General features: G+C 49.2%; 24 protein-coding genes. 9 read left to right on the top strand and 15 right to left on the bottom strand.

Annotation, left to right across the window (positions count from 1 at the left end; genetic code table 11):
* Positions 1-169: 169 nt before the first annotated feature.
* Positions 170-1,573, bottom strand: a complete 1,404-nt coding sequence (gene dnaB / locus ACO6V5_RS21810; RefSeq protein WP_317144729.1) for a replicative DNA helicase — start codon at positions 1,571-1,573, stop codon at positions 170-172.
* 186 nt (positions 1,574-1,759) lie between these two features.
* Here dnaB and tatA point away from each other — a divergent pair, with 186 nt between their 5' ends.
* From tatA to ACO6V5_RS21790, 4 genes are all read left to right on the top strand, one after another.
* Positions 1,760-1,981: a twin-arginine translocase TatA/TatE family subunit gene (tatA, locus tag ACO6V5_RS21805; protein WP_422135677.1), complete on the top strand. Its 222-nt coding sequence runs from the start codon at positions 1,760-1,762 to the stop codon at positions 1,979-1,981.
* A 10-nt stretch (positions 1,982-1,991) separates the two neighbouring features.
* Positions 1,992-2,285: a Sec-independent protein translocase protein TatB gene (tatB, locus tag ACO6V5_RS21800; RefSeq protein ID WP_422412925.1), complete on the top strand. Its 294-nt coding sequence runs from the start codon at positions 1,992-1,994 to the stop codon at positions 2,283-2,285.
* Positions 2,286-2,319: 34 nt separating this feature from the next.
* Complete coding sequence (gene tatC / locus ACO6V5_RS21795; RefSeq protein WP_422135679.1) at positions 2,320-3,066, top strand: twin-arginine translocase subunit TatC; 747 nt, start codon at positions 2,320-2,322, stop codon at positions 3,064-3,066.
* Positions 3,067-3,329: 263 nt separating this feature from the next.
* Positions 3,330-4,568, top strand: coding sequence for an ATP-binding protein (locus tag ACO6V5_RS21790; protein ID WP_422412923.1), 1,239 nt, complete (start codon positions 3,330-3,332; stop codon positions 4,566-4,568).
* A 130-nt stretch (positions 4,569-4,698) separates the two neighbouring features.
* Here the strand turns inward: ACO6V5_RS21790 and ACO6V5_RS21785 are convergent, their stop codons facing one another.
* The 6 genes from ACO6V5_RS21785 to ACO6V5_RS21760 form a co-directional block, all read right to left on the bottom strand.
* On the bottom strand, positions 4,699-6,747 hold the full coding sequence (locus ACO6V5_RS21785; protein WP_422412921.1) for a PhoX family protein: 2,049 nt from the start codon (positions 6,745-6,747) through the stop codon (positions 4,699-4,701).
* 228 nt (positions 6,748-6,975) lie between these two features.
* Complete coding sequence (gene rplI, locus ACO6V5_RS21780) at positions 6,976-7,422, bottom strand: 50S ribosomal protein L9 (protein ID WP_317144724.1); 447 nt, start codon at positions 7,420-7,422, stop codon at positions 6,976-6,978.
* A gap of 31 nt (positions 7,423-7,453) precedes the next feature.
* The gene (locus ACO6V5_RS21775) at positions 7,454-8,326 is read right to left on the bottom strand and encodes a hypothetical protein (RefSeq protein ID WP_422135682.1); all 873 of its coding nucleotides are present in this window, start codon (positions 8,324-8,326) and stop codon (positions 7,454-7,456) included.
* A gap of 36 nt (positions 8,327-8,362) precedes the next feature.
* A complete protein-coding gene (gene rpsR, locus ACO6V5_RS21770; protein WP_034835335.1) occupies positions 8,363-8,587 on the bottom strand; it encodes a 30S ribosomal protein S18 in 225 nt (74 codons plus the stop codon).
* A gap of 110 nt (positions 8,588-8,697) precedes the next feature.
* Positions 8,698-9,117, bottom strand: a complete 420-nt coding sequence (gene rpsF, locus ACO6V5_RS21765) for a 30S ribosomal protein S6 (protein WP_422135683.1) — start codon at positions 9,115-9,117, stop codon at positions 8,698-8,700.
* Between the two features lie 149 nt (positions 9,118-9,266).
* A complete protein-coding gene (locus tag ACO6V5_RS21760; protein ID WP_422135684.1) occupies positions 9,267-9,413 on the bottom strand; it encodes a hypothetical protein in 147 nt (48 codons plus the stop codon).
* Between the two features lie 38 nt (positions 9,414-9,451).
* Here ACO6V5_RS21760 and ACO6V5_RS21755 point away from each other — a divergent pair, with 38 nt between their 5' ends.
* Together ACO6V5_RS21755 and ACO6V5_RS21750 are read left to right on the top strand one after the other, a co-directional pair.
* Positions 9,452-11,185: an autotransporter assembly complex protein TamA gene (locus ACO6V5_RS21755; RefSeq protein WP_422135685.1), complete on the top strand. Its 1,734-nt coding sequence runs from the start codon at positions 9,452-9,454 to the stop codon at positions 11,183-11,185.
* Positions 11,182-14,472: a translocation/assembly module TamB domain-containing protein gene (locus ACO6V5_RS21750; protein ID WP_422412917.1), complete on the top strand. Its 3,291-nt coding sequence runs from the start codon at positions 11,182-11,184 to the stop codon at positions 14,470-14,472. Before ACO6V5_RS21755 ends, ACO6V5_RS21750 begins: the two co-directional genes overlap by 4 nt.
* Here ACO6V5_RS21750 and ACO6V5_RS21745 read toward each other — a convergent pair whose 3' ends face one another.
* Genes ACO6V5_RS21745 through ACO6V5_RS21735 form a run of 3 tightly spaced genes read right to left on the bottom strand, consistent with a single transcriptional unit; the run spans position 14,473 to position 15,824 of the window.
* Entirely contained in the window at positions 14,473-14,766 is a 294-nt protein-coding gene (locus tag ACO6V5_RS21745; RefSeq protein ID WP_422135687.1) for a HigA family addiction module antitoxin, read from the bottom strand.
* Complete coding sequence (locus tag ACO6V5_RS21740) at positions 14,766-14,849, bottom strand: type II toxin-antitoxin system RelE/ParE family toxin (protein WP_317146502.1); 84 nt, start codon at positions 14,847-14,849, stop codon at positions 14,766-14,768. Before ACO6V5_RS21740 ends, ACO6V5_RS21745 begins: the two co-directional genes overlap by 1 nt.
* Positions 14,850-14,879: 30 nt before the next feature.
* On the bottom strand, positions 14,880-15,824 hold the full coding sequence (locus ACO6V5_RS21735) for a D-2-hydroxyacid dehydrogenase (protein WP_422412915.1): 945 nt from the start codon (positions 15,822-15,824) through the stop codon (positions 14,880-14,882).
* A 92-nt stretch (positions 15,825-15,916) separates the two neighbouring features.
* On the opposite strand from ACO6V5_RS21735, the gene ACO6V5_RS21730 reads away from it, so the two are divergent.
* A complete protein-coding gene (locus ACO6V5_RS21730; RefSeq protein ID WP_422135689.1) occupies positions 15,917-16,159 on the top strand; it encodes a DUF2789 family protein in 243 nt (80 codons plus the stop codon).
* A 13-nt stretch (positions 16,160-16,172) separates the two neighbouring features.
* On the opposite strand, the gene rlmB is transcribed toward ACO6V5_RS21730, so the two are convergent.
* The 3 genes from rlmB to trhA form a co-directional block, all read right to left on the bottom strand.
* Positions 16,173-16,910, bottom strand: coding sequence for a 23S rRNA (guanosine(2251)-2'-O)-methyltransferase RlmB (gene rlmB, locus ACO6V5_RS21725; RefSeq protein ID WP_422135690.1), 738 nt, complete (start codon positions 16,908-16,910; stop codon positions 16,173-16,175).
* 379 nt (positions 16,911-17,289) lie between these two features.
* Entirely contained in the window at positions 17,290-17,454 is a 165-nt protein-coding gene (locus tag ACO6V5_RS21720) for a hypothetical protein (RefSeq protein WP_422442585.1), read from the bottom strand.
* A 65-nt stretch (positions 17,455-17,519) separates the two neighbouring features.
* A complete protein-coding gene (gene trhA / locus ACO6V5_RS21715; protein ID WP_422442587.1) occupies positions 17,520-18,158 on the bottom strand; it encodes a PAQR family membrane homeostasis protein TrhA in 639 nt (212 codons plus the stop codon).
* Positions 18,159-18,275: 117 nt separating this feature from the next.
* Here trhA and ACO6V5_RS21710 point away from each other — a divergent pair, with 117 nt between their 5' ends.
* Positions 18,276-18,539: an addiction module antidote protein gene (locus ACO6V5_RS21710; protein WP_422412079.1), complete on the top strand. Its 264-nt coding sequence runs from the start codon at positions 18,276-18,278 to the stop codon at positions 18,537-18,539.
* Between the two features lie 46 nt (positions 18,540-18,585).
* Here ACO6V5_RS21710 and rnr read toward each other — a convergent pair whose 3' ends face one another.
* Complete coding sequence (gene rnr, locus ACO6V5_RS21705) at positions 18,586-21,117, bottom strand: ribonuclease R (protein ID WP_422412077.1); 2,532 nt, start codon at positions 21,115-21,117, stop codon at positions 18,586-18,588.
* A 563-nt stretch (positions 21,118-21,680) separates the two neighbouring features.
* On the opposite strand from rnr, the gene ACO6V5_RS21700 reads away from it, so the two are divergent.
* Complete coding sequence (locus tag ACO6V5_RS21700; protein ID WP_422412075.1) at positions 21,681-22,352, top strand: OmpW/AlkL family protein; 672 nt, start codon at positions 21,681-21,683, stop codon at positions 22,350-22,352.
* Positions 22,353-22,397: 45 nt separating this feature from the next.
* Here the strand turns inward: ACO6V5_RS21700 and ACO6V5_RS21695 are convergent, their stop codons facing one another.
* Positions 22,398-23,690, bottom strand: a complete 1,293-nt coding sequence (locus ACO6V5_RS21695; protein ID WP_422139161.1) for an adenylosuccinate synthase — start codon at positions 23,688-23,690, stop codon at positions 22,398-22,400.
* Positions 23,691-23,745 lie beyond the last annotated feature (55 nt).

Raw genomic sequence — 23,745 nt, 5'->3', positions numbered from 1 at the left:
GTTCAAGAGTTAACAGAATGGGTGTTCAAGCGCCGCCAGAATCGGTGTTCAAGAGTTAGCAGAATGAGTGTTCAAGCGATGCCAGAATATGCACAAAGCACAGATGCCTTTTTCAATATCGACAGACCGGGTCCAGTCCCTGTGCGCAAGAGCGTTAATAACTTCCTGCTTATTCATCATCAAAGTTGACATAAGCATCGGGGGCAAGATTCTCAAACCGGGTGTACTGACCAATAAAGGCCAATCTTACTGAACCGATAGGGCCGTTACGCTGCTTACCAATGATGATCTCACCAATACCCTTAAACTCGGTATCCGGGTTATAGACCTCGTCACGGTAGATAAACATGATGACGTCGGCATCCTGCTCAATCGCTCCGGATTCACGGAGGTCGGAGTTGACCGGACGCTTGTTGGGGCGTTGCTCCAGAGACCGGTTAAGCTGAGACAGCGCAATCACCGGTACGTTAAACTCCTTGGCGATGGCTTTCAGGGATCGGGAAATTTCCGAAATTTCGTTGGTACGACCTTCGCTGAAACCGGGAATCTGCATCAGCTGCAGATAGTCGATCATAATCATGGCCATGTCACCATGTTCACGAACTACACGACGAATACGGGAACGCATTTCTGAAGGACTGATGCCTGCGGTGTCATCAATAAACAGTTTTTTGTCCTTGATTTTCTCCACCGCTGACACCAGCTTCGGCCAGTCGTCTTCTTCCAGCTTACCGGAACGCACTTTGCCCTGATTGATTCGGCCCAGAGAGGACAACATACGCATCATCAGCTGCTCAGAGGGCATTTCGAGGCTGAAGACCATGACGACTTTTTCGGTATTTAGCAGGGCGTTTTCGACCAGGTTCATCGCGAACGTCGTTTTTCCCATCGACGGCCTGGCAGCAACAATAATCATATCCGACGGCTGCATACCCGAGGTCATATTGTCCAGATCACTAAAGCCTGTGGTGATACCGGTAATGGCATCGCCAGCGTTAAAAAGCTCATCAATTTTCTGAACCGTGTTGTCCAGGATTTCCCGAACACCCACCGGGCCACCGGTTTTGGGGCGCTCTTCAGCGATGTTGAAAACCAGTCGTTCAGCTTCATCCAATACTGTCTGGCTGTCCCGACCTTCCGGATTGTAGGCGCTTTCAGCCATCTTCTGACTGGCATTGATCACCTTTCTGAAAACAGAACGCTCCTGAATGATTCCGGCGTAAGCCTCAATATTGGCAATACCGGCAACATTGGCCACCAGCTCGGTGATGTACACCATACCACCGGCCTGTTCCAGTTCGTCCTGATTCTCCAGGGTGGCGGCCAGTGTCAGGGGGTCAAAGGGAAGCGTCTCATTCGCCGATTTAGCCATCGACGAGAAAATAATTTTGTGACGGGGATGATAAAAGTCGTCAGCCGTGATCTTGTCGGCCACTTTATCCCAGGCTTCATTATCCAGCAGCAGGCCACCGAGCACAGACTGCTCCGCCTCAATGGAATGAGGAGGGGTTTTCAGGCTTACGGTTGCTTCATCAATGGGCAGTTCGCTTTCTTGGGGCAGTGCTTCCAGCATGATTCATGAATACCAAAATCGGAGTTTACAGAATACAGCAACTTGATGGGTGACTAAACTGCTGAAGCATATGATTTGATTGAGAGTCAATCCCAAGTGTCCAGAACAGTCAGGGGCTTGTCATAATTTCTCCATAATGAAACGCTATAGTGACCACTTTCAAAGAATCATAAAGGAAGAATCACTATGGGCCTAGGCGGTATCAGTATCTGGCAACTGTTAATCGTACTTTTGATCCTTGTCATGCTGTTTGGCACCAAACGACTTAAGGGTCTTGGCAGTGACCTGGGTGGAGCGATCAAGGGCTTCAAGAAGAGCATCAGCGATGACTCAAGTTCAGCAGAAATCCCTGCGGGCAATAGCCAGGACACCGAAAAGAGCAGGGAACTGAGTCATAACAAAGCCTGAGGACTTCAGCGTGTTTGATATTGGCTTTGCCGAACTGCTGGTTATCTCAGTGCTCGCCCTGGTGATTCTGGGGCCTGAGCGCTTGCCTTACGCGATAAAAACCAGTCTGCAGTGGATCAACTATCTGCGCAGCAGCGCCAGCACTATAAAAGAAACGGTCAATAGAGAGCTAAAGGTCGATGAGATCAAGCAGGATCTTCAGCTGGAGGAGCTGAATCAACAGGTTCGATCTCTAAAACAGGAAGCAACCGTAGCTACTGAAAACCTCTCCAAACCATCCGATTCCAAAATAAAGGCAGCCTGAGCGCTGCCTTTATTTGATGCCTGCCGAGACATTTATGAAGACTGAAACCCCAACGGTTCAATCAGAACAACCCCTGATTCAGCATCTACTTGAGTTACGTACTCGTGTGCTGAAAAGTATGGTGATTACCCTGCTGTTCTTTGTCGGGCTGTTTTACTTTTCCAATGACATTTACGAGCTGGTTTCCGAGCCTCTGCGCCTGCTAATGCCCGAAGGCACCAGTATGATAGCCACCGATGTAGCCTCCCCTTTCTTTGCTCCGTTTAAACTCAGTCTTGTGCTCTCCCTGTTTATGGCCATTCCCTTTATTCTCCATCAGGTCTGGGGATTTATTGCTCCCGGCCTGTACAAGAATGAAAAGCATCTGGCCATTCCATTACTCATAACCAGCGTCATACTCTTTTATACCGGTGTCGCTTTTGCCTATTTTGTGGTGTTCCCACTGATCTTTGGTTTCTTTACCACGACCGGGCCTGAAACGGTCACCATGATGACCGACATCAGTAGCTACCTGAACTTTATTCTTAAACTGTTTTTTGCCTTCGGGCTGGCCTTCGAAATCCCTGTCGCAACGCTGTTACTGATCTGGTCTGGCATGAGCACCGTTGAATCCCTCTCCAGGAAACGTCCTTATATCGTGGTGGGCTGTTTTGTGATCGGTATGCTTCTGACACCACCCGACGTTATCTCCCAGAGCCTGCTGGCTGGACCTATGTGGATGTTGTTTGAACTTGGACTTTTGTTTGCCAGGATGACGCCTTTTATGAAAAAGTCTTCTTGAGAACGACCCTGCGCCAAGGTCCGTATTTATCGGGAAAGCCTGGCAAGATTTAAAGCAATAGCACGCCATTTTCGGCCTGCAAAAAGCCATATACTTAAGCTACCAAAAGACCGAGATAACTACTTGTTTTTATTATATAAAAAAGTAGAAAAAGAAATAAACCGACATTTGGCCGGAAGCTAAATAGGCAATTAGACGCTTTATAAACCGTCAAATAGACGCTAGAGTAATAGACAATTAGCCGAAACTTGAAGCACCTTCTGATGCCAAATTTCCCACGCTACTTACAACCAAAAATAGAAGAGGCCTTGCAGGATACTCCTGTAGTCTGCCTGCTCGGGGCTCGTCAGGTGGGCAAATCAACTCTTTGTCGGAAGCTTTCCTCTGAGCGAGTTTACCTGACCTTTGATGATGCTTCTGTATTGCAAGCCGCCAAAGACGACCCAGCTGGATTTGTACAGAACCTGCCTGAATACGTGACATTGGATGAAGTCCAACGGGTTCCAGAGCTGCTCTTTGCCATCAAGGCTGAAGTTGATCGCAATCGCAAACCTGGCCGCTTTCTGCTGACAGGCTCAGCCAACTTGATGTTATTGCCCAGAGTCAAAGAATCGCTTGCTGGGCGTATTGAAATTTTGCATCTGCATCCACTGACAGAAGCGGAAAAAGAATCAACTCCTCCCATCTTTTTACAACGACTCTTCACACAAGCCCTGTCTGCCTCTATCAAAGGTGAGCAAAAAGAAATTCATGGTATCGCTGAACGGGTTTGTCGGGGCGGCTTTCCTGAGCCCAACACCCGCACACCCCATCGTGCACGACAATGGTTTAATCAGTATCTTCAGACCATTATTCAAAATGATATTCGGGATATTGCCAACATCCGTGACGAAGATGAAATGCTTAAGCTGGCTGAGCTGCTATCTCTTCGTACTGGCAATCTGCTCAATACCAGTAGCATCGCCACTGACCTGAAAATACGACGCGAGACCACCGATAAATACATCAGTATTCTGGAACACCTGTTTCTCTTCAACCGTTTGCCAGCATGGCATAATAATGCTGCCAAACGCCTGATAAAAGCACCTAAAATTCATATCGCAGACAGTGGGTTGGCAAGCAGGCTGAATCGACTGAAAGCTGAAGAATGGCAGCACTATTCGACCCCCTTCGGTCCCATTCTGGAGAGTTTTGTAATACAGCAGATAAGAGCTCTGACCGAATGGCTGGATGACCCTGTCCACCTCAGTTATTACCGGGATAAAGATCAGGTGGAGGTGGACTTGGTCATCGAACATAATCGTGATATCTACGGTGTAGAAATTAAAAAAGCTATCAGTATTCAGGAAAAAGACGGAGAAGGCTTAAGGCGACTTGCTGACCAGGCCGACAACCACTTTAAAGGTGGCGTGTTGATATATTGCGGTAACAATGCACTACCACTGAAGACAAAAAACTGCATGGCGGTGCCACTGGATTGGCTCTGGCGCAATGATATATAAGTACCTGATCAGCTGGTTTTGTTCCGCCACCAGCCAATGGAAAACGACATAACAAAATGTTTTTCACAAAAAAAAGCCGATGAGCATTCCAATCATCGGCTTTGTCAAATTGGCAGTCAGGTGACGGCTATTAAACCCCCACTTCACCACCACCGTCTTTCATAACAACCACCGTGGCAGAACGTGCCCTGTTAGCACCACTCTCATCCTTTGCATCGGTTGACCCGGCGGCAGGCCAGTTCGATGGATGCTGGATATTCAGGAAGAAGCTCTGGTGATCCGATGTAAACGCAAGACCAGTCACCTCACAACCATTTGGCCCCACAAAGAAACGCTTCAGTTGCTCCTGGTTGTTGGCGTTAACGGCTAACGAGTCCTCAGTGCTGCTTAGCTCAGATGGAATAATGGCCAGCATCTGGTCATTGGTGTTTTCATTGACACCACCATCTGTTTGAATCCACAACAAACCACGGTCATCAAATGCCAGACCATCCGGGCTGCCAAATTCATTGGCTTCATTCAATCCAGAGAGATTCACCAGGGCACTTTCTGATGCAAAAGAGCCGAACAGGAAGAACTCCCAGGTAAACTGGCTTGGATCAGCCCCTTCATTCCAGCGAATAATATGGCCATACTCATTTCCTTCACGAGGGTTGGCCACGTTGGTGTCGGTATCAGAATTGCCGTCCTGGTTATCACGATCAGTGTTGTTTGTCAGTGTCACATAAACAGAGCCGGTTTTCGGATCTACCGCAGTCCATTCGGGGCGGTCCATGGGGGTAGCGCCTACCAGATCAGCTGCACCCGGCGTGTTCAGGATAATTTCAGCCTGAGTCGTGAATCCTGAGATATCACCTAACCTTCCACCGTCTTTAGTGGTGGCATCGGGAGTCAGGGGCAACCACACACCCTGACCTTCCTCATCGAAGCGAGCGGCATACAAAGTACCTTCATCCATGTACTTTGCACCGGTGGCGAGACGATCTTCAGAGTCAGCATCTGCCGCGTCCCAGAGCTCTTTGGAAACAAACTTGTAGATGTACTCAAACCGGCTGTCATGGCCAGAATAGAAAACAACGGGCTGACCTTCTTCCAGTTTGCCAAATGAGCAGTCTTCGTGACGGAAGCGACCCAGAGCCGTCCGTTTAATCGCTTTAGCCTGTGGACTATAGGGGTCTATTTCTACAATGTATCCGTGACCATTAGCTTCGTTACGGAAATCCTCAGTCTCATCTCCGGAGCCCGGAGTTACATCAAAACGGGCAAACTCGCCGGTTTCGTTTTCGTCAGAAGATAGAGCAGTATCCCAATCATAACGGGTCCCCCTGGAACTGATACCCAGACGTATTTGTTCTTCAGTCCAGTTAGACGGGTCATCGGAACGGGTAAAATAGCCAGGCCAGTTTTCTTCACAGGTCAGATAAGTCCCCCAGGGAGTGTGACCATTACCACAGTTATTGTTGGTGCCCCGGGCAAGGGCTTTATTCCCTTTTTCATCCGTGTATTTGGTAATCAGCAGATCACTGTCTGCCACCGGCCCGGTCAGATCCATTTCAGAGCCTGCAGTGTAACGCTTGTTGTAGTTGCTGTTTTTAACCACATCCCAGACGCCATCAGTCAGTTTGATGTGAACCACTGAAACACCATGAGCGTTAATTTCTTTACGAACTTCCTCAGCAGGACGTACACCATTATTGTCAGTTGCCCCATTCGGATGCAGTCGCGTCTGATCAATAAACTCATGGTTTATACACAGCAGACCTTCAGTACTGTTGCCTTCAAGGGGGAAGAAATGCATCCCATCATGCATCATGCCAGTAGCATTCGCCTGATCGGTGGAACTGTTGGTGCCATCATCTTTCCACTCTGCCGCTAAATCATTCAATGGCGTTCCCCACGGCGCCAGAACCTGAGCGGAGTAGCCAGCAGGTACAGACACAGCATCGGTCTTGGAGCCGGAAATAGAGTCAAAGCCAAGAGAGAGCTCTGATGAAAAAACATCGTCAGAGTCGTCATCGTTACAGCCCGTTAAACCAAAGCTGGCCAGTGCACTAAATGCTGCCAGTGCACCCCCACGTTTCAGAACACTGCGGCGGGAGAGTTCTTTTTCCAGCACTGCCGAGATCGGCCTGTTATCACTGGAGTTATACACCGTCGGATCAAAAGTATATTTGCTCATGTAATATCTACTCGTTCAAGCCAGCTTTATTTGTTGTGTAATATCCTCTAAAGCAGGCTCATTAAACGACACAAGAATTACAGTGAAATGTATTTAAGATGACAGATTTAAAACAATCTTTTGACTGAAATGACGGCGAATGAAGAGGCAGGACAAAAGGCACATAAAAAAATACCCGTGGACCTAAGCCCACGGGTATTTTTCTATCAGGCGTGGTTACAACCGAACTTATTCAGCTTCAACGAATACCTTGATAGTCGCTGCAACGTCGGTGTGCAGCTGGATGGCGATGTCGTATTCGCCAGTAGCGCGAATGGGACCTTCGCCCATGCGAATTTCGCTCTTGGCTACTTCAACGCCAGCACCAGTGATGGCTTCAGCCAGATCACGTGAGCCGATAGAACCGAACAGCTTGCCTTCGTCGCCCGCTTTGGCGGTCAGGGTCAGTTCGATTTCAGCCATTTCAGCTGCACGCTTTTGGGCAGCAGCCAGCTTTTCGTTAGCAGCCTTTTCCAGCTCGGCGCGACGAGCTTCAAAAGCTTCAACATTTTCCTTGGTAGCAGGCACAGCCTTGCTGAAAGGAATCAGAAAGTTACGACCGTAACCGGCTTTAACGGTTACCTTGTCGCCCAGGTTGCCAAGGTTGGCAACTCTCTCAAGCAGGATAACGTCCATCGCTAGCCTCTTACCTTATACCTAGTGCCTGTCAGCCCTGAATCTGCTTACTCACGCGGTTGCGAAAATCAAACAGACTGTCAAGACAAGCAGTCAAAACAATAACCGGGTATGCCAGTTGCGTAAGGGTGATCAACAGCATATACAGTCCAATCAACCAGAAGCTGCCCCGTTGACGCAGTTTTACCAGCCCATGGACCAGCGCCAGACCTGCAATAAACAGTGGCAACGATGCGATGGGTACCAGGGCAGTCATCACAGGTGACAGTGCTGAACCCATCAAAGTGATGGTCAGTAGACCTACCCCGACAGCTGCGGGTAACCGCACCTTGCGGAATTCTTCACCGAATCCTCCGGGGTTATAGAGATCGGCCTGCCAGGAGCGCGCCAGCATCAAAGCCAGGACACAAAACAGTATGTGCACCCAGGCCAGAGCACCCGCTACGCCGTACTCCAGGACCTGTCTCAGATGTTCACCCGGTTGCAGAGCCTCTAGACTGCTACTGCCCTGGAGACTCTTTTTCAGAAACTCCATCACAGTGCCAGCCATGACGCTGATCATCTGCGGTGATATCTGGTACATGGCAAAAGCCACGAGGCCTCCCAGCGGCACAACAGCCAACAGGGTTTTCGGCCATGAGACAGTCTGGCGCAGGACGCAAGCCAGCAACGCTGTGGTTGCCAACCCGATCAATACGCTGTATTGACCAAAGGCGGCCCAGGCTATTCCGGGTAACAAAGCCCAAATCAGGACTTTCAGTCCGTGGTCAATGCCGCGACGCAGTATCACCAGAGATACAATAGCCGCACTCAACCAGAAAAGCATGGGAATACAGGCAAATATGACCGCCAGAAACAAGGAATGTTTCGGGCTTTTCATTGCCAGTTCCGCCAGTTTACGCATCAAGCAATACCTTCAGTTCCAGAGTTTGCCGACTGATCAGTGACGATCAGTATATGGCAGCAGTGCGATGTAACGCGCACGCTTGATAGCTGTCGCCAGCTGACGCTGATAACGGGCTTTGGTACCGGTGATACGGCTTGGTACAATCTTGCCAGTTTCAGAAACATAAGCTTTCAGGGTGTTCAGATCTTTGTAATCGATCTCTTTCACGCCCTCAGCGGTGAAACGGCAGAACTTTCTGCGGCGGAAAAAACGTGCCATTGCAACGTCTCCTTGAATTCAACAAATGGTGATGTTCTTAATCCTGCCAGCCTGGGCTGAAACAGCCTTGAGCTAAAACAGCCTTGAGCTAAAGCAGTATCAAGGACGACTTACTCGGCAGCTTCTTCAGCAGCTTCCGGAGCTTCAGCAGCTTCTTCACGACGCTCTTCACGACGATCTTCACGACGATCGTCACGGCGTTCACGTTTCTCTTCAGCCTGCATCATGATGGATGGCTCGGAAACGGCCTCATCACGACGGATCACCATGTTACGGATAACTGCGTCGTTATAACGGAAGTTATCTGTCAGTTCGTCCAGGATCTCATTGCTGCACTCGATGTTCATCAGAACGTAGTGAGCCTTGTGGATCTTGTTGATTGGATAAGCCAGCTGACGACGGCCCCAATCTTCAAGACGGTGTACCTGACCGCCGTTTTCGCTGATAGCGCGTGTATAACGCTCTATCATGCCTGGTACTTGCTCGCTCTGGTCAGGATGTACCAGAAAAACAATCTCGTAATGACGCATTATTTGCTCCTTACGGGTTAAACAGCCTCCCACACTGAGTGAAACACAGGTTCCATTCACAGAGCAGTAAGGCAAGGAGATGGATCGGAGATGACAGTCACCTGAAAGATGCCTGCACACCACGCCCAGCTTACAAAGAGCGGAGGATTTTAGAGAAGTGTGACCATGGTTGCAAGAATTATAAACCGATGGCGGCCGACGTTAAAACGCATGAGAATCCGGGAATCTACTGCCTGACGCTGCTTTTTATTGAGATAGATCGACAGACCTTCTACGATATCGGTCAGTCCCGCCACTTTCTCTCAACAACTTTACTCTCAACAAATGGTCGCCAGTGGGTAAACTGAATAAATTTCTATCGATTATCGTACTTTTGCTTTCAGCCCTTCCTTCTGTTTGCCAGGCCCGATCCCATCTGACCTATGAGATTAAGGGTCTGGAAGACGGGCTGAAGCGGAATGCCGAACGCTTTCTGCAAACTTTGCCTGCTATTGAGCCCGGAGAATTGCCTGGCTATCAAAGCAGTATTCTTGAGGCCGTTCAGAAATCTCTGCAAGCCCTGGGCTATTTCAACCCAACCATTTCCATGAAGATGGATGGCAAAGATACTGACCAACTCAAGATTCATGTTGATCCGGGACAACCCGTACTTATCCGCACCATCAAAATAGAACTGAAAGGAGAGGCCCGAAAAAACCGGTCGTTCAAGAGGATCGTCAAACGCTCCCCCCTTAAAAAAGGTACTGTCTTCAATAGCGGAGAATATGAAGAACTTAAGACGGAGCTTAACACCCAGGCCCAGTCTCTCGGTTTTTTCGACGCTCAGATGCAAACCCACAGAGTCAAAGTTTATCCACAAGAAAATGCGGCGGATGTCGAACTGGTTTTTGACTCTGGCAGGCGTTACCGCTTTGGGAACATTGTTTATAGAGAAATCCCTGAAAATACCCAAGCCCTGATCGAGAAAATGTTGACCTTCAAGCCCGGCTCAAACTATCAATCGGTTAAGCTGGGCAACCTGAACAAAGAGCTGGCCTCAACAGGCTATTTCCAGCAAATCGATATCCTCCCCATGCGGGATAAAACCGAAGACTACCATGTCCCTGTTTATATCGGTGTCATTCCCAAGAGGTATCATGAGATTGAAACCGGTGTCGGTTATTCTACTGACGAAGGCCCCAGGCTTTCTTTGACCTGGGATATCCCCATGATCAATGACAAAGGGCACAGCCTGACCAATGAGGCTCTGCTCTCAGCCCCCAGAGCCGAACTGACTTCCAGCTATAAAATCCCCTACGGCAACCCATTAACTGAATTCTATGACCTTCAGGTGGGTTATCAATATAAGCGACAGGAAGACACCATCAGTAACCTTGGATCGACGTCCATCCATAAATGGAAAAAAAACCCACATGGCTGGGACCGAGACCTGTTTTTAAGAATTCAATACGAAAGCTACAAACAGGGCCTTCAGAGTGGCGAAAGCTTTCTGGTCATCCCAGGCATTTCCATGACCCGACGCCACGCCAGAGGCGGGAAGCTCGACCCCCGGAGCGGCTACCTGATCATGTCCACGGCAGAATTTTCGGATAAGCTCTTTGCCTCTGATCAGAACTTTGTGAAGCTATGGGGCCGTACTAAAGGTTTAACAACACTGGCAGAAAAACACCGTTTCATTGGTAGAATTGAACAAGGTGCTATCTGGATAAACGACGTCAGCAAAATACCCCCTTCTATTCGTTTCTTCACTGGAGGTGACCAGACGGTAAGAGGCTATGACTATGAAAGCATTGCCCCCAAAGACGACAACGATAAATTGACGGGGGCAAAATATATGACTGCGCTCGGTGTGGAATACAATTACCAGTTTCTGGAACACTGGCGAGCCGCTGTTTTTGTTGACTACGGAACTGCCACCAATGACTACAGGGACGACTGGAAAACCGGAGCCGGCTTCGGCATCCGCTGGATAACCCCACTGGGCGCACTGAGATTGGATCTGGCCTTCGCTGTCAGTGAACCTGGCACCCCTTATAGACTGCACTTTTCTATGGGGCCAGAAATATGAAGACGGCTCTGGGTATCTTAACCTCTCTTGTCACTCTCCTCTGCCTGATGCTGTTTTTGCTGCTGACTCATACCGGCAACCTCTGGCTGTGGAACCTGGCTCGCTCACAATTACCTGAACTTCACGGTGAATTGGTTCAGGGATCAATTTCCAACGGCCTTGTCTTCCAGAATCCAGGCTGGGTGGATCAGGATATGGCGTTCACAGCTAACCGACTCTCTTTGCAGTGGCAACCACAAATGCTGCTCGAAGGAAGACTGGTCATTGATGAACTGGGACTGGAAAACCTTTTAATTAAACTACCAGTGCCTGATAAAGCACAAACACCTGCCAGCGACGGACTGATATTGCCAGAGATACAGCTACCTCTGCCCATCACTGTCAAAAAGCTGACTCTGGATAAAGGCACTTATGAACAGGGTGAGATTAAGCAAGAAGTCAGTAATATACTTTTGTCGTCTGATGCCCGGCAATCGCAAATCAATATCCAAGAGTTCAAAGTTGAACATGCTTTGGGCAAAGCCAGCCTGCACGGGAAAATAACACTGAGCGGCGATTATCCGGTGTCAGCAACCGTTGAAATTCAACCAGCCTCCTTCGATAAAAAGCTCCAACCAGAAAGTCTGAAGGCCAGCCTTCAAGGTTCTCTGGCCGACTATCAACTGGATGCCAGCGCCATGGCCAAATCCAATGTCCTGGCCACTTCCGGGACTCATAAAGAAATCCGGGTAAAGGTCTTACTCCAGGCACGGGGAGACCTTGAGCATATTGCGATCCATCGTCTCAATCTCTCAACCCCTGAAGGTGATGCAGATCTTTCAGGCCGACTGAACTGGACAAAGGGGATTGCCTGGAATGGGAAGGTGAATCTCAACAGTCTGAACACAGCCAGCCTCTTACCTCAGTATCCTGCGAGACTGGATGGCGTTATGAAAAGCCGTTTTAATCTGGACGGTAAAATCTGGCACCTGGTGATTTCTGAAATGGATATCACCGGAGAACTCAGGGACAAACCCGTCTCGCTCTCCGGCACACTGGACATCAATCATCTTTTTAACTGGAAGGTAGATCACCTCAATGCCAAAGTCGGTGAAAACCAGTTAAACGCCCATGGTCTTATTGATAAACAATGGGACATAGAAGCAGAACTCAATGCTTCAAAACTGGCAGAACTTTATCCCGGCCTTAAGGGTGAGGTGAAAGGTTTAATCCATGTATCCGGGAGCAAAAAGCAACCCAGATTGAACTTTCAACTGGACAGCTCTTCAGTTCGTTATCTGGACACAGTCGTCAAAGACCTCTCGGCAAAAGGTCAAATTGTAAAGAAAGAACAGATTCTGGGGCAGGCTCGCATCAGCATAGAGGCACTGAACCAGGGCAGACACACGCTTAACCAGATCTTGCTTGAAGCCAGAGGCAATGAAAAACAACATCAGGTTCGGCTCTCAACCCAGGGTAAAGAGCTCAAGAGCGTCATCACCCTGGCTGGCAGCTACCACAACGAACAATGGCAGGGACAGCTCACCCGCAGTGACCTGAACACAGAATTCGGAGATTGGTCACTGAAAAAGCCTGTTGATATCAAAGCCTCGGCAGCCAGCGCTTCATTCTCTGAATTCTGTCTGGAATCATCCCCTTCCAGTATTTGTGCTCAATCCAGCCACTTGGGCAAAGATTCAGGACTTCTCTCCTTTCACATTGAGCAACTCGCACCTGAAAGATTCAAAGCCTTTTTTCCCACCGATTTTGGCTGGCAGGCGATGCTTAACTCAAAAGGGGAAGCAAGCTGGCAGGATAACCAGCCGAAACTGTCGTTAAAGCTTTCTTCAAGCCCCGGAAAACTTCAGGCTTATGATCTGTCCGGCGATTACAACCAGCTCAACATGGAAGCCAGAATCGTCAACAATCAGTTGCAAAGCTCTCTAAACTTCCTCTCAGACACGTTGGGACGCAGCCACCTGACCATAGCCGTCAATGATCTGAAAAACCGGAAAACCCTCAGTGGCCAGCTGAATATTGAGCAATTATTGCTGGAAATATTTGCGCCTTTCTTGCCTGAAGTTAGCGATTTGAAAGGTACTTTTTCTGCCCGGGGCCGACTGGAAGGCTCTCTTGCCAAACCTCTTTTTTATGGCCGACTGGCCATTGAAAATGGTTATGCCAATACCACACGAGACATTGTCAGCGTTTCTGAACTTAATACTTACCTCAATGTGAACGGTGACTCAGGCACAGTAGAAGGCAAAATGCAGGTAGGTAAGGGCTCACTGGATCTGGGAGGTCAGCTAAGCTGGAAAGATTTTCGGCAGCCTGCCGGTATCATCACCCTGAAAGGGCAAGACCTGGATGTTAAATACCCTGGCATGGGGGAGATCAAAGTTTCTCCCGACCTTAAGCTGACACTGTCTGAAAAGATAACACTGACGGGTATTATCCGAATTCCCTGGAGTCGCATTACCATCAACAGTCTTCCGGAGAGTGCTGTTTCAGTCTCAGATGATGTAGTAATAGTGCAGGAAGGACAAACTTCTGAGCTCCACGAACAGGCCTTACAGCTGTTTTCGATGAAGGTACGAGTCATGCTGGGAGACGATATCCGGCTCAATGCTTTCGGCCTCAAAGCCAGGCTGGCAGGGCATCTCGATCTTCTACAGCTTCCTGACAAACCCCTGGAAGGAAGCGGCACCATTAATTTAATTGGCGGTCGTTACCACCAGCTGGGCCAGGATTTACTGATCAAGGAAGGAAAAATCATTTTTCAGGGGCCTATCGATTCCCCCTATCTATTGGTCAATGCCATTCGAAATCCGGAAACCATCGAAGATAATGTTGAGGTCGGCATTAAGGTCAGTGGCTCTGTAAAAAAACCTGAGTGGACCGTTTATTCCAGCCCGGAAATGCCGCAACAGGAGCAGCTCTCCTACCTGCTGCGAGGCCGGGGTCTGGAAGGAGATGACAGTTCCGGTGCCCAGGCGATGCTGGTAGGGCTTGGTGTTTCCCGATTTGGTGGTATCGCCACATCGCTTGGTGAATCCTTTGGTTTTAGCGATGTTTCTCTGGATACTGAAGGCAGTGGCGATGATACCCGAATCACCATTGGTGGCTACATAGCCCCCGGTCTCCGCCTGCAATACGGTGCTGGGGTTTTTGACTCAGTCAGCGAAGTGAAAGTTCGCTACGAACTCATGCCCAGACTCTATCTTCAGGTCGTCAGTGGTCTGGCTCAGGCTGTGGATATTTTCTATCGCTTTACCTATACCCCTGATTCCAAAAAAGGGCCTGAGTGATCACGCAAAAGAAAATTTGAAAGGCTTCAGAGTATTGAGCTTTACTGACTGCTCTGATTGCCAGATGTCGTAGTTGTTCTGCATAACCAGCCAGCTTTCCGTAGTTCTGCCAATAACCATGGAAAGTCTTCTGGCCATCTCAGTGGATATAGCGCTTTTTCCCTGCAAAATCCTGTTCAAAGTTGAGGGTGAGACCTCCAGAGCCTCAGACAGTTGCCTGCAGCTAACTTTGGCTGGTTCCATGTAGGTTTGCTTTATAAACTCTCCCGGGTGGAGTGGATCGTGCATTCTCATCAGTGATAATCCTCGTAGTTCAATATGTATGCATTGCCATCAGTAAATTCGAATGTGATGCGCCAGTTTTTTTTAACTGTTATTGACCATAGTGCAATTAAGGAAACTGACTCCTACTCCTGAAGAAAACGTATATAGTGCTCTGCCGCAAAATTGACCAGACGTTGTCTCGACTCGAGACTTCCCCAGGCGCAATGGGGAGTGACCATCAAATTGGGCAGAGACGTGCTGAGCAGGATATTTCCGTGTCTGGGGGGCTCCTCTGTCAACACATCAAACCCGGCGCCTCCCAGTCGCCCAGCTTCCAGTGCCGAAACCAGAGCACTCTCGTCTACCAGCCCGCCTCTGGCGGTGTTGATCAGAATAGCCCCGGATTTCATCAGTGACAGTCTTCTCTGATCCATCAGGTTGGCAGTGCTTTCACTCAAAGGACAATGCAAACTGACGACATCTGACTGTTTCAATCCTTCGTCTAACTCCAACCTGTCTTCAGAGGTTGTCGGCGAACCTGGCACTTTAGCCTTCAACACATTCATACCGAAAGCTTCTGCCAGCTTGGCAGTGGCCTTACCCAAGTCACCATAACCGACAATGAGCAGTGTTTTACCCTCCAGCTCCATGATCGGATGATTCAGTAGACAGAATCTGTCGCTTTTTTCCCAGCTGCCGTTGGTAGCATCTTGGATGTAAGCAGGAACAGAGCCCGCCAGAGACAGAATCAAAGCCATGGTATGTTGGGCAACAGATGCGGTGCTGTAACTTTCTACGTTCTGGACTTTAATTCCTCGCAGATCACACGCAGCAAGATCAATATTATTTGTTCCCGTTGCCATTACTCCGATATATCGAAGGTTGGGGAGTGAAGAGAGTGTCGACTCATCAATCACCACTTTATTGGTGAAAATCGCTACCGCATCACGACAACGTTCAACTATATCTTCTGGTTGACTCTGATCGTATATTTCCAGCGGTAATGAAAGCTGTTGAAACGCTTCCAGTGATACGCCGTCACCCAGAGTAACCCGATCCAATAAAACGACATTCTTTTTTGTACTCACATTTTTTACCTTTGGAATTCGGTTTTATCTTTTCAAAAGACAGTGGCCTGCTATCATGACGTTACGAAAACAGATTCCATCAGGAGGTCTCAATGGAACCTGCTCATCACACCATGAACGATCTGTTTGATCAGCTTGGATTGCCCAGCAGCGACCAAGAAATCAATGCCTTCATCGAAGAGCATAAAAAAATGCCCCATCGGGTAAAAATTGAGCATGCCGACTTCTTTTCAGACAGCCAGCAGGCTTTTATTCAACAGGCATACAATGAAGACGCTGACTGGGTTGTAGTCATTGAACATCTGGACGCTCTGTTGAGAGAAAAACCATCCTGAGAATTTCGGAGTTCTATGACTGTCTTTGGCGAACCGCCTCAAACAGGCAGACACCTGTCGCTACAGAAACATTCAAACTGCTGACTGACCCTGTCATGGGGATAAAGATTAAAGAATCACACTTGTCACGGGTCAGTCTTCTCATTCCCTTACCCTCAGCACCCATCACCAGGGTCAGGGGCCCCTTGAGGTCTGTCTTGTAAATATCACAAGCGCTTTCACCGGCGGTGCCAATCATCCAGATGCCACGATCTTTCAGCCAATCCATGGTTCTGGAAAGATTGGTCACCTGTACCAGCGGGACATTCTCTGCTGCGCCACAGGCCACTTTTCGAGCCGTCGCATTCAGGCTGGCAGATTTGTCTTTGGGCGTAATCAGAGCATGAACACCGGCGGCATCAGCGGTTCTTAGACAGGCACCCAGGTTATGAGGATCGGTCACGCCATCCAGTATCAAGAGGAAAGGCGGCTCATCCAGCGTGTTCAGAAGATCTTCCAGATCGCCCTCCCGGTAAACTTTCGCCTGCGCAACACGGGCCAGTACGCCCTGGTGCACCCCTTCAACTTTCGAGTCCAGTCGGCCGCGCTCGACAAAACGCACCGTCACGCCCTGGTTGCGGGCTTCCTCCACCAGCGCATTAATGCGCTTATCAGTGCGACCTTTCTGGATCAAAAGTTCTAAAACTTTTTCAGGAGAATGCTCAAACAGGCTCTGCACAGCGTGCAGGCCAAAAACAACATCATCACTCATTACGGAAATTCGTATGCAGGGTTGGAATCAGGATTGGAATGCATATTAGCAGAGCCGAAGGCTTCAGTGGAATGGATACCGCTCTTCACGCTTGAATAAACAATACCCTGTGATCTATACCATTGAGGGTCATCTGGTACAGGTCAAGGTCGTAAACGTAACATCCCATGACTACAAAAAGCGATGAATGGCTGCCTGCCACCTCACACTAACACGAGCACTGACAACAGTTCTGCCCCATAGCCTGATCTGGAAGTGACACTCCCCGCCTTGTCAGGCGAGGCTTCTGACTTCACAGGCTACAGCCAGCTTATAGCGACTGGACTTACACAGAAGCCTCCATCAGCAGTAACCGGGTGCCCCTCGGTTATTGAAGTCGTCATTCCCGCGAAGGCGGGAATCCAGCGCCAACAGTGGGTCTCTGCCTTCTCGGGGATGACAAGGCCAGGGGGGGCAACGGGCAGTATAGTTCTGGTGGTGAGTCAGTGTGGATTCCCGCCTTCGCGGGAATGACGAGAATGAAGCCGTGAATAACGGGAGTCAACTCGTTCTCACGCTGGAGAGAGTTTCGCGACACCCTCGATTGGGCGAGGGTTTACGACGATTTTGCTAACTGGCAGGCAGTACGTGAAAAAAAACAGCAAAGAAATGACAGACACTACCGCCCAGAACAAAAACATGCCAGATAGCATGGTTAAAGGGCAGCTTTTTCCACAGGTAAAAAACCGCCCCAAGAGTATAAGAGAGGCCACCCGCTAACAGCCAGTAGATACCCTCCAGCGATATCTTGCTGGCCAACTCTTTTGACGCAAAAAGAACCAGCCAGCCCATCAAAATATAAGTGGCTACCGAAAGTTTTTTAAAGCGTGGACCAAACCAGACTTTAAAAACAATGCCCGCAATAGCCAACAGCCAGATAATGGCAAACATGATCCAGCCCAATGTTCCCCTCATGCTGACCAGTAAGAACGGGGTATAGGTTCCGGCGATCAGAAGGTAGATGGAACAATGATCCAGCAGCTTGAAAACCTTCTTGGTGTTCTCATGCTGGATACTGTGATAGAGCGTGGAAGAGAGAAAGAGCAGTATTAGCGTTGCCCCATAGATACTGAAGCTGACAATGCGCCAGACATCATGCTGTTCGGCAGCATAGGTTACCAAAAGGGTCAAACCGGCCACACTGAGCAGAGCGCCCAGACCGTGGGTGATACTGTTTGCAATCTCTTCAGCCAGGCTATATCTGGCCATGAGGTTGTTTCCTGTGTCGGTGTTGACTGACATCTTAACACTCGGAATAGGCTATTGAGCCCGGATAATACTCAAGATTCTGGTTAATGTCAGAGCAGATTACAAAGAAAGATCAACTTGCTGATCAAAAAATCTGGAAGCGCGGGATTTGGCGGCTACGATATGGTTGAGAATGCCCTAACCGATGAAGACATTCCCTGGTTCCTGACTGAGGCCTCTCTCGATAATGATCCGGCTGTTTTCATTACGGCTCTGGGTCATGTAGTCAGACATAAGGGCATTGCTCAGTTAGCAGAGCAAACCGGCCTGAATCGTGAGAGCCTTCATAAAACATTTAACGGCAAAGTCCAGCCTCGATGGATACTGTTCACCGATTGCTGAAATCATTAGGCGTCAAATTGGAAATTGCCGCCTGACCGCTTTCAAATCACTTAGCCTTTCTCTTTCTCGGCTGTCTGTCGGCCGGTTTTGCAGACGACTTTTTATTCGTTTCTGGCTTCTTACCGGCTGAGGATTTACCGGACTTCTTGCCGGTACTTTTAGCCCTGGCTTTTTGCTTGCGAGTGGGTTTTTTCTTTTTACCTGTAGTTTTCTTGCCCGATTCTTCAGACTTTGCTGCATCCAGTAAAGCTCTTTTTGCGGCCCGACTCTTGGCCACACTGGTTAATGGCTTGCCACCTTTTGAGGGGCTTTTTCGCGATTTGCGGGAACGTGAAGGTCTCTGCGCAGTACCTGTGGATAATTCGAAATCAATTTTCTGGTCATCCAGATTGACGCTGGCCACCATGACTTCGATATCATCACCTAATCGATAACTTCTGCCGGTTCTTTCACCCACCATACGATGATGAACAGCGTCGTAATGATAATAATCATCCGGAAGGCTAGTGACGTGTACCAGACCTTCTACATAAATATCATCCAGGGCGACAAACAGGCCAAAGCCTGTAACGGACGAAATGACACCGGAATACGTCTGTCCGATATGCTGCTGCATGTACTCGCACTTCAGCCAATCCATAGCATCCCGTGTAGCTTCGTCTGCCCGGCGTTCTGTCGCAGAACAGTGCTCTCCCATGGCCAGCACTTCACTGCCATCATAGGGATAAATGGTCTTTTTATTCATCTCTCTGGCACCCACGCGAACAACATGCCGGGTTTCAACAGAAGAGCGAATAATATGACGGATAGCCCTGTGCACCAGCAGATCAGGATAACGACGAATCGGCGAAGTGAAGTGCGCATATTCGTCAAAAGCCAGTCCGAAGTGCCCCTGATTATCCGAAGTGTACACGGCCTGACTCATAGAACGCAGGACCACTGTCTGGATCACATTGTAATCGGGGCGATCTTTAACCGATGCCAACAAAGCCTGAAAGTGAGCGGGCTTCAGCTTGCCAGCAGGCAGCGATAAGCCAAGACTGGCAATAAAGCTGTTCAGATTGAGCCGCTTCTCCATAGTAGGCCCTTCATGCACGCGATAGAGCCCGGGAATCTTGTGTTTCTGAAGGAATTTGGCCGCACAGACATTGGCGCAAAGCATGCATTCTTCAATCAGTTTGTGCGCGTCATTGCGGACAGCAGGGACAATCTTTTCGATTTTTCGGTTACGACCGAAAACGATCTGTGTTTCTACCGTTTCAAAATCAATAGTGCCACGGTCAGAACGAATACTTTTCAGAACCTTGAACAGGTTATAGAGTTCTTCTACATGGGGAAGAACCGCTTTTCGTTCGCGACGTAAAGCCTTGCCCTCATCACTGAGTGGCTTTGATAGCATTTCCCAAACCTGGGTATAGGTCAGACGGGCATGGGAGCGGATCAGACCCTCGTAGAACTTGTAACCGGAAATTTTTCCATTGCCACTGATGGTCATTTCGCACAGCATGGCCAGACGATCCACTTCAGGATTCAGAGAGCAGAGCCCGTTTGATAATACTTCCGGCAACATGGGAATAACATGTCCCGGGAAGTAGACAGAAGTGCCCCTGTTATAGGCTTCTTTGTCCAGTGCTGTTCCGGGCTTCACGTAATGGGAAACATCAGCAATGGCTACAAATAAACGCCAGCCGCCGCTTTTTTTGGGTTCACAGTAGACTGCATCATCAAAGTCACGGGCATCTTCGCCATCAATGGTAACGAAAGGCGTCTCTCTCAGATCAACACGGTGCTTTTTGTCCCGCTCAGCCACTTCCGGCTTGAACCGGGCCACCTGCTCTTCCACTTCAGGAGGCCACTCATGAGGAATGTCATGGGTGCGTAATGCAACGTCCACTTCCATTCCGGCATCTTGTCGTTCACCCAACACTTCTTTGATCAGGCCCAACGGCTGAACACGTCGGCCAGGCTGCTCAAGGATTTCAACCAGAACATACTGCCCATGGCTGGGCATCAAAGGGCCCGGCTTGATGAGAATTTCGCGACCAATTCTGGAGTTTTCCGGTACGACAAAAGCATTGTCGTTTTCTATGTAAAAGCGACCCACCAACTGGGTGGTATTACGCTCTATGACTTCAACAATCTGACCTTCAAGTCGTCCTCTGCGGTCCACTCCGGTTTCACGAATGACCGCACGATCACCATCAAAAGCCTTGCGCATTTCACGCCATGAGAGGTAGTAATCTTCGCCGCCCTCATCAGGAATCAGGAATCCATAGCCGTCCTTATTACCCTGAATACGCCCTTTGATCAGATCCATTTTACTCAACAGACCGTAGGTTCCCTTGCGGGTTTCCAGTAGCTGACCATCACGAATCATAGCTTTAAGGCGGAATAACAAAGCTTCCTGCTGCTCAGGCAGAGTTACACCCAACTCACGGCACAGTAACTTATGGCTTGCCGGAGCCCCTCTCTTTTCCAGAGTCTCCATAATAAAAAGACGACTGGGAATCGGGTTGTCGTAGCGAGCTGCTTCATCAGCAGCCTGGGAGTCCAGTTCTTTCCACCCTTTTTTGGGCATAGAGTTTATTAACCTCTCTGTGATCACATAATGTCTGTATGCAGTGTAACCCTACTCCGGGTAACTAGCAGCCTGTCGGACTTAAGACTGTCCTACTGCGGTTGCAATAAATTGGTCTAAAAATCCCTGTTTCTTCGTCAAATAGCTCGCTATTCTCCTCAGAAACAGAGATTTTTATCCTCAATTTCTTGCAATCCTCGCTACGGACGCTTAAGTCCGACAGACTGCTAGGAGCCTGACCGAGAATAGTCTGCCCTACTGCGGCGGCAGCAAATTGGTCTGAAAATCCGCTTTTGTTCGTCAAATAGCTCGCTATTCTCCTCACAAAACCGAATTTTCATCCTCAATTTTCTGCCGTCCTCGCTACGGGCGCTATTCTCGGTCAGGCTCCTAGCGCGCATCTTTGCTTAGTATGCCCACACTTTCAACAGAATTCCTACCGTATATGCGTTGGCAGACACGGCTATGCATTGATTCAGATCAATATTGTACGACAAGCAATTAATTAAACTGTTAATAGTTAACAAAGAAACTTTTTTTGCAACCACATGCAAGGGACCACCATGAACAGAAACGTTCTCTCACTCACCATTGCTGCAGCTATTGCTGTTTCTGCTACCTCTGCCCAGGCTTATGAGGCCGGAGATTTTATTTTCCGGGGCGGAGTAGCCAGTGTTCAGACGGATGTTGACAGTGGAGGATTAAAAACCAACGGGGATGAGAACAAGAACGCAACAGTTGACGTCAACAATGACACCCAGCTGGGACTCTCCTTTACCTACATGCTGTCGGATAAGTTTGGTGTTGAGCTGCTGGCAGCGACACCGTTCAAACACACTCTGAAAGGAAAAGGTGATCTGGCAGGATTGGGAGATTTTGCCGAAGTTAAACACTTACCACCGACTTTGAGCCTGCAATACTACCCGATGGACAAAAACGCCAGGTTCCAGCCTTACCTGGGACTTGGTTTGAACTACACCGTTTTCTTCAGTGAAGATTTCAAAGGCTCCGCCAGTGATATCTACAGCGATCTGGAACTGGACAGTTCATTGGGCCTGAGTGGACAACTGGGCTTTGACTATCAACTGAACGAGCATTGGGCCGTGAATGCTGCTGTATGGTATATGGACATCAATACCACAGCGAAGTTCAGGGACGACTCTGGAGACCGCTACAAGCTGGACGCAGAACTGGACCCACTGGTTTACATGGCCGGTGTTTCTTACAGGTTCTGATGGCGAAGAAGCCCCCGCCGCCAGTAAATCCGGCGGGGGACTGGATCAGCCGAAAGGCTGTTCCAGAATAATGGTTTCTACACGATCCGGGCCGGTAGAAACGATATGGACAGGTGTTCCCACCACTTCTTCCAGACGACGGATGTAGGCGCGGGCATTTTCCGGCAGATCATTCAGGCTCCTGGCACCAAATGTAGACTCACTCCAGCCGGGCACTTCTTCATACACCGGTTGAATTGCTTCGTACTCTTCCGCATCCACAGGGGTCGTAATGGACTCACCCCGGGCATTCTTGTAACCGGTGCAGATCTTGATCGTTTGCAGGCCATCCAGAACATCCAGCTTGGTCAGACAGAGACCGGATACGGAGTTGATCTGAACAGACTGACGCAGAGCCACAGCGTCAAACCAGCCACAACGACGGGGACGTCCAGTGGTCGCACCAAACTCATTGCCTTTCCTGGCCAGGTGCATACCCACATCGTCAAACAGCTCGGTCGGGAAAGGACCAGAACCGACACGAGTCGTGTAAGCCTTGGTAATACCCAGAACGTAGTCCAGATAGAGAGGGCCAAAACCACTGCCGGTAGAAACACCACCGGCTGTGGTGTTGGACGAAGTGACGAATGGGTAGGTACCGTGATCAATATCCAACAGAGAGCCCTGAGCCCCCTCAAACAGAATGTTGTCCCCCTTGCCATGGTGCTCATGAACCTTGTCGGTCACACGCTCAATCATAGGTTTGATCTGTTCACCCATGGCCAGTGCTTCATCTAGAGTCTTCTGAAAATCTACTGTATCAGCCTTGTAGTAGTGCTCCAGAGCAAAGTTATGGTACTCCATGACTTCTTTCAGTTTCTGGGCAAAACGCTCAGGATGCAGAAGATCGGCAACACGCAGTCCACGGCGAGCTACTTTGTCTTCGTAGGCAGGGCCAATACCACGACCGGTGGTACCGATTTTGTCCTTGCCTCGTGCCAATTCACGGGCCTGGTCCAGGGCAATGTGATAAGGAAGAATCAGCGGGCAGGACGGGCTGATTCGCAGACGTTCACGAACAGGAACGCCACCTTCTTCCAGCTTGTGAATCTCTTTCAGCAGAGCTTCAGGAGACAGAACTACGCCATTACCGATGTAGCATACAACGCCTTCGCGCAGAATACCGGAAGGAATCAGGTGCAGAACGGTTTTTTCACCGTCGGTCACCAATGTATGGCCGGCATTATGGCCGCCCTGGAAACGCACAACCGCTTTTGCCTGCTCAGTCAGCAGGTCAACGATTTTGCCCTTACCTTCGTCACCCCATTGAGTGCCGAGTACGACAACAGTCTTACCCATGGTAAACGGTCTCTTACTTTCTAAAATAAACAGACATGACAAAGTTCAGTTCAAA

The sequence above is a fragment of the Endozoicomonas sp. ALD068 genome (assembly GCF_049310145.1).
Lineage (GTDB): Bacteria > Pseudomonadota > Gammaproteobacteria > Pseudomonadales > Endozoicomonadaceae > Endozoicomonas_A.
The sequence above is the reverse complement of the archived record's forward strand: the minus strand, read 5'-3'. Positions and strand labels throughout refer to the sequence as shown.

What these genes read in the sequence shown, in the direction of transcription:
- ACO6V5_RS21745 (WP_422135687.1), bottom strand. Translation starts at nt 14,766, where the DNA reads ATGAGAATGCACGATCCACTCCACCCGGGAGAGTTTATAAAGCAAACC.
- ACO6V5_RS21695 (WP_422139161.1), bottom strand. Translation starts at nt 23,690, where the DNA reads ATGGGTAAGACTGTTGTCGTACTCGGCACTCAATGGGGTGACGAAGGT.
- ACO6V5_RS21700 (WP_422412075.1), top strand. Translation starts at nt 21,681, where the DNA reads ATGAACAGAAACGTTCTCTCACTCACCATTGCTGCAGCTATTGCTGTT.
- ACO6V5_RS21775 (WP_422135682.1), bottom strand. Translation starts at nt 8,326, where the DNA reads ATGCGTAAACTGGCGGAACTGGCAATGAAAAGCCCGAAACATTCCTTG.
- ACO6V5_RS21730 (WP_422135689.1), top strand. Translation starts at nt 15,917, where the DNA reads ATGGAACCTGCTCATCACACCATGAACGATCTGTTTGATCAGCTTGGA.
- rpsR (WP_034835335.1), bottom strand. Translation starts at nt 8,587, where the DNA reads ATGGCACGTTTTTTCCGCCGCAGAAAGTTCTGCCGTTTCACCGCTGAG.
- ACO6V5_RS21785 (WP_422412921.1), bottom strand. Translation starts at nt 6,747, where the DNA reads ATGAGCAAATATACTTTTGATCCGACGGTGTATAACTCCAGTGATAAC.
- tatC (WP_422135679.1), top strand. Translation starts at nt 2,320, where the DNA reads ATGAAGACTGAAACCCCAACGGTTCAATCAGAACAACCCCTGATTCAG.
- dnaB (WP_317144729.1), bottom strand. Translation starts at nt 1,573, where the DNA reads ATGCTGGAAGCACTGCCCCAAGAAAGCGAACTGCCCATTGATGAAGCA.
- rnr (WP_422412077.1), bottom strand. Translation starts at nt 21,117, where the DNA reads ATGCCCAAAAAAGGGTGGAAAGAACTGGACTCCCAGGCTGCTGATGAA.
- trhA (WP_422442587.1), bottom strand. Translation starts at nt 18,158, where the DNA reads ATGGCCAGATATAGCCTGGCTGAAGAGATTGCAAACAGTATCACCCAC.
- rplI (WP_317144724.1), bottom strand. Translation starts at nt 7,422, where the DNA reads ATGGACGTTATCCTGCTTGAGAGAGTTGCCAACCTTGGCAACCTGGGC.
- ACO6V5_RS21750 (WP_422412917.1), top strand. Translation starts at nt 11,182, where the DNA reads ATGAAGACGGCTCTGGGTATCTTAACCTCTCTTGTCACTCTCCTCTGC.
- rlmB (WP_422135690.1), bottom strand. Translation starts at nt 16,910, where the DNA reads ATGAGTGATGATGTTGTTTTTGGCCTGCACGCTGTGCAGAGCCTGTTT.
- rpsF (WP_422135683.1), bottom strand. Translation starts at nt 9,117, where the DNA reads ATGCGTCATTACGAGATTGTTTTTCTGGTACATCCTGACCAGAGCGAG.
- ACO6V5_RS21790 (WP_422412923.1), top strand. Translation starts at nt 3,330, where the DNA reads ATGCCAAATTTCCCACGCTACTTACAACCAAAAATAGAAGAGGCCTTG.
- tatA (WP_422135677.1), top strand. Translation starts at nt 1,760, where the DNA reads ATGGGCCTAGGCGGTATCAGTATCTGGCAACTGTTAATCGTACTTTTG.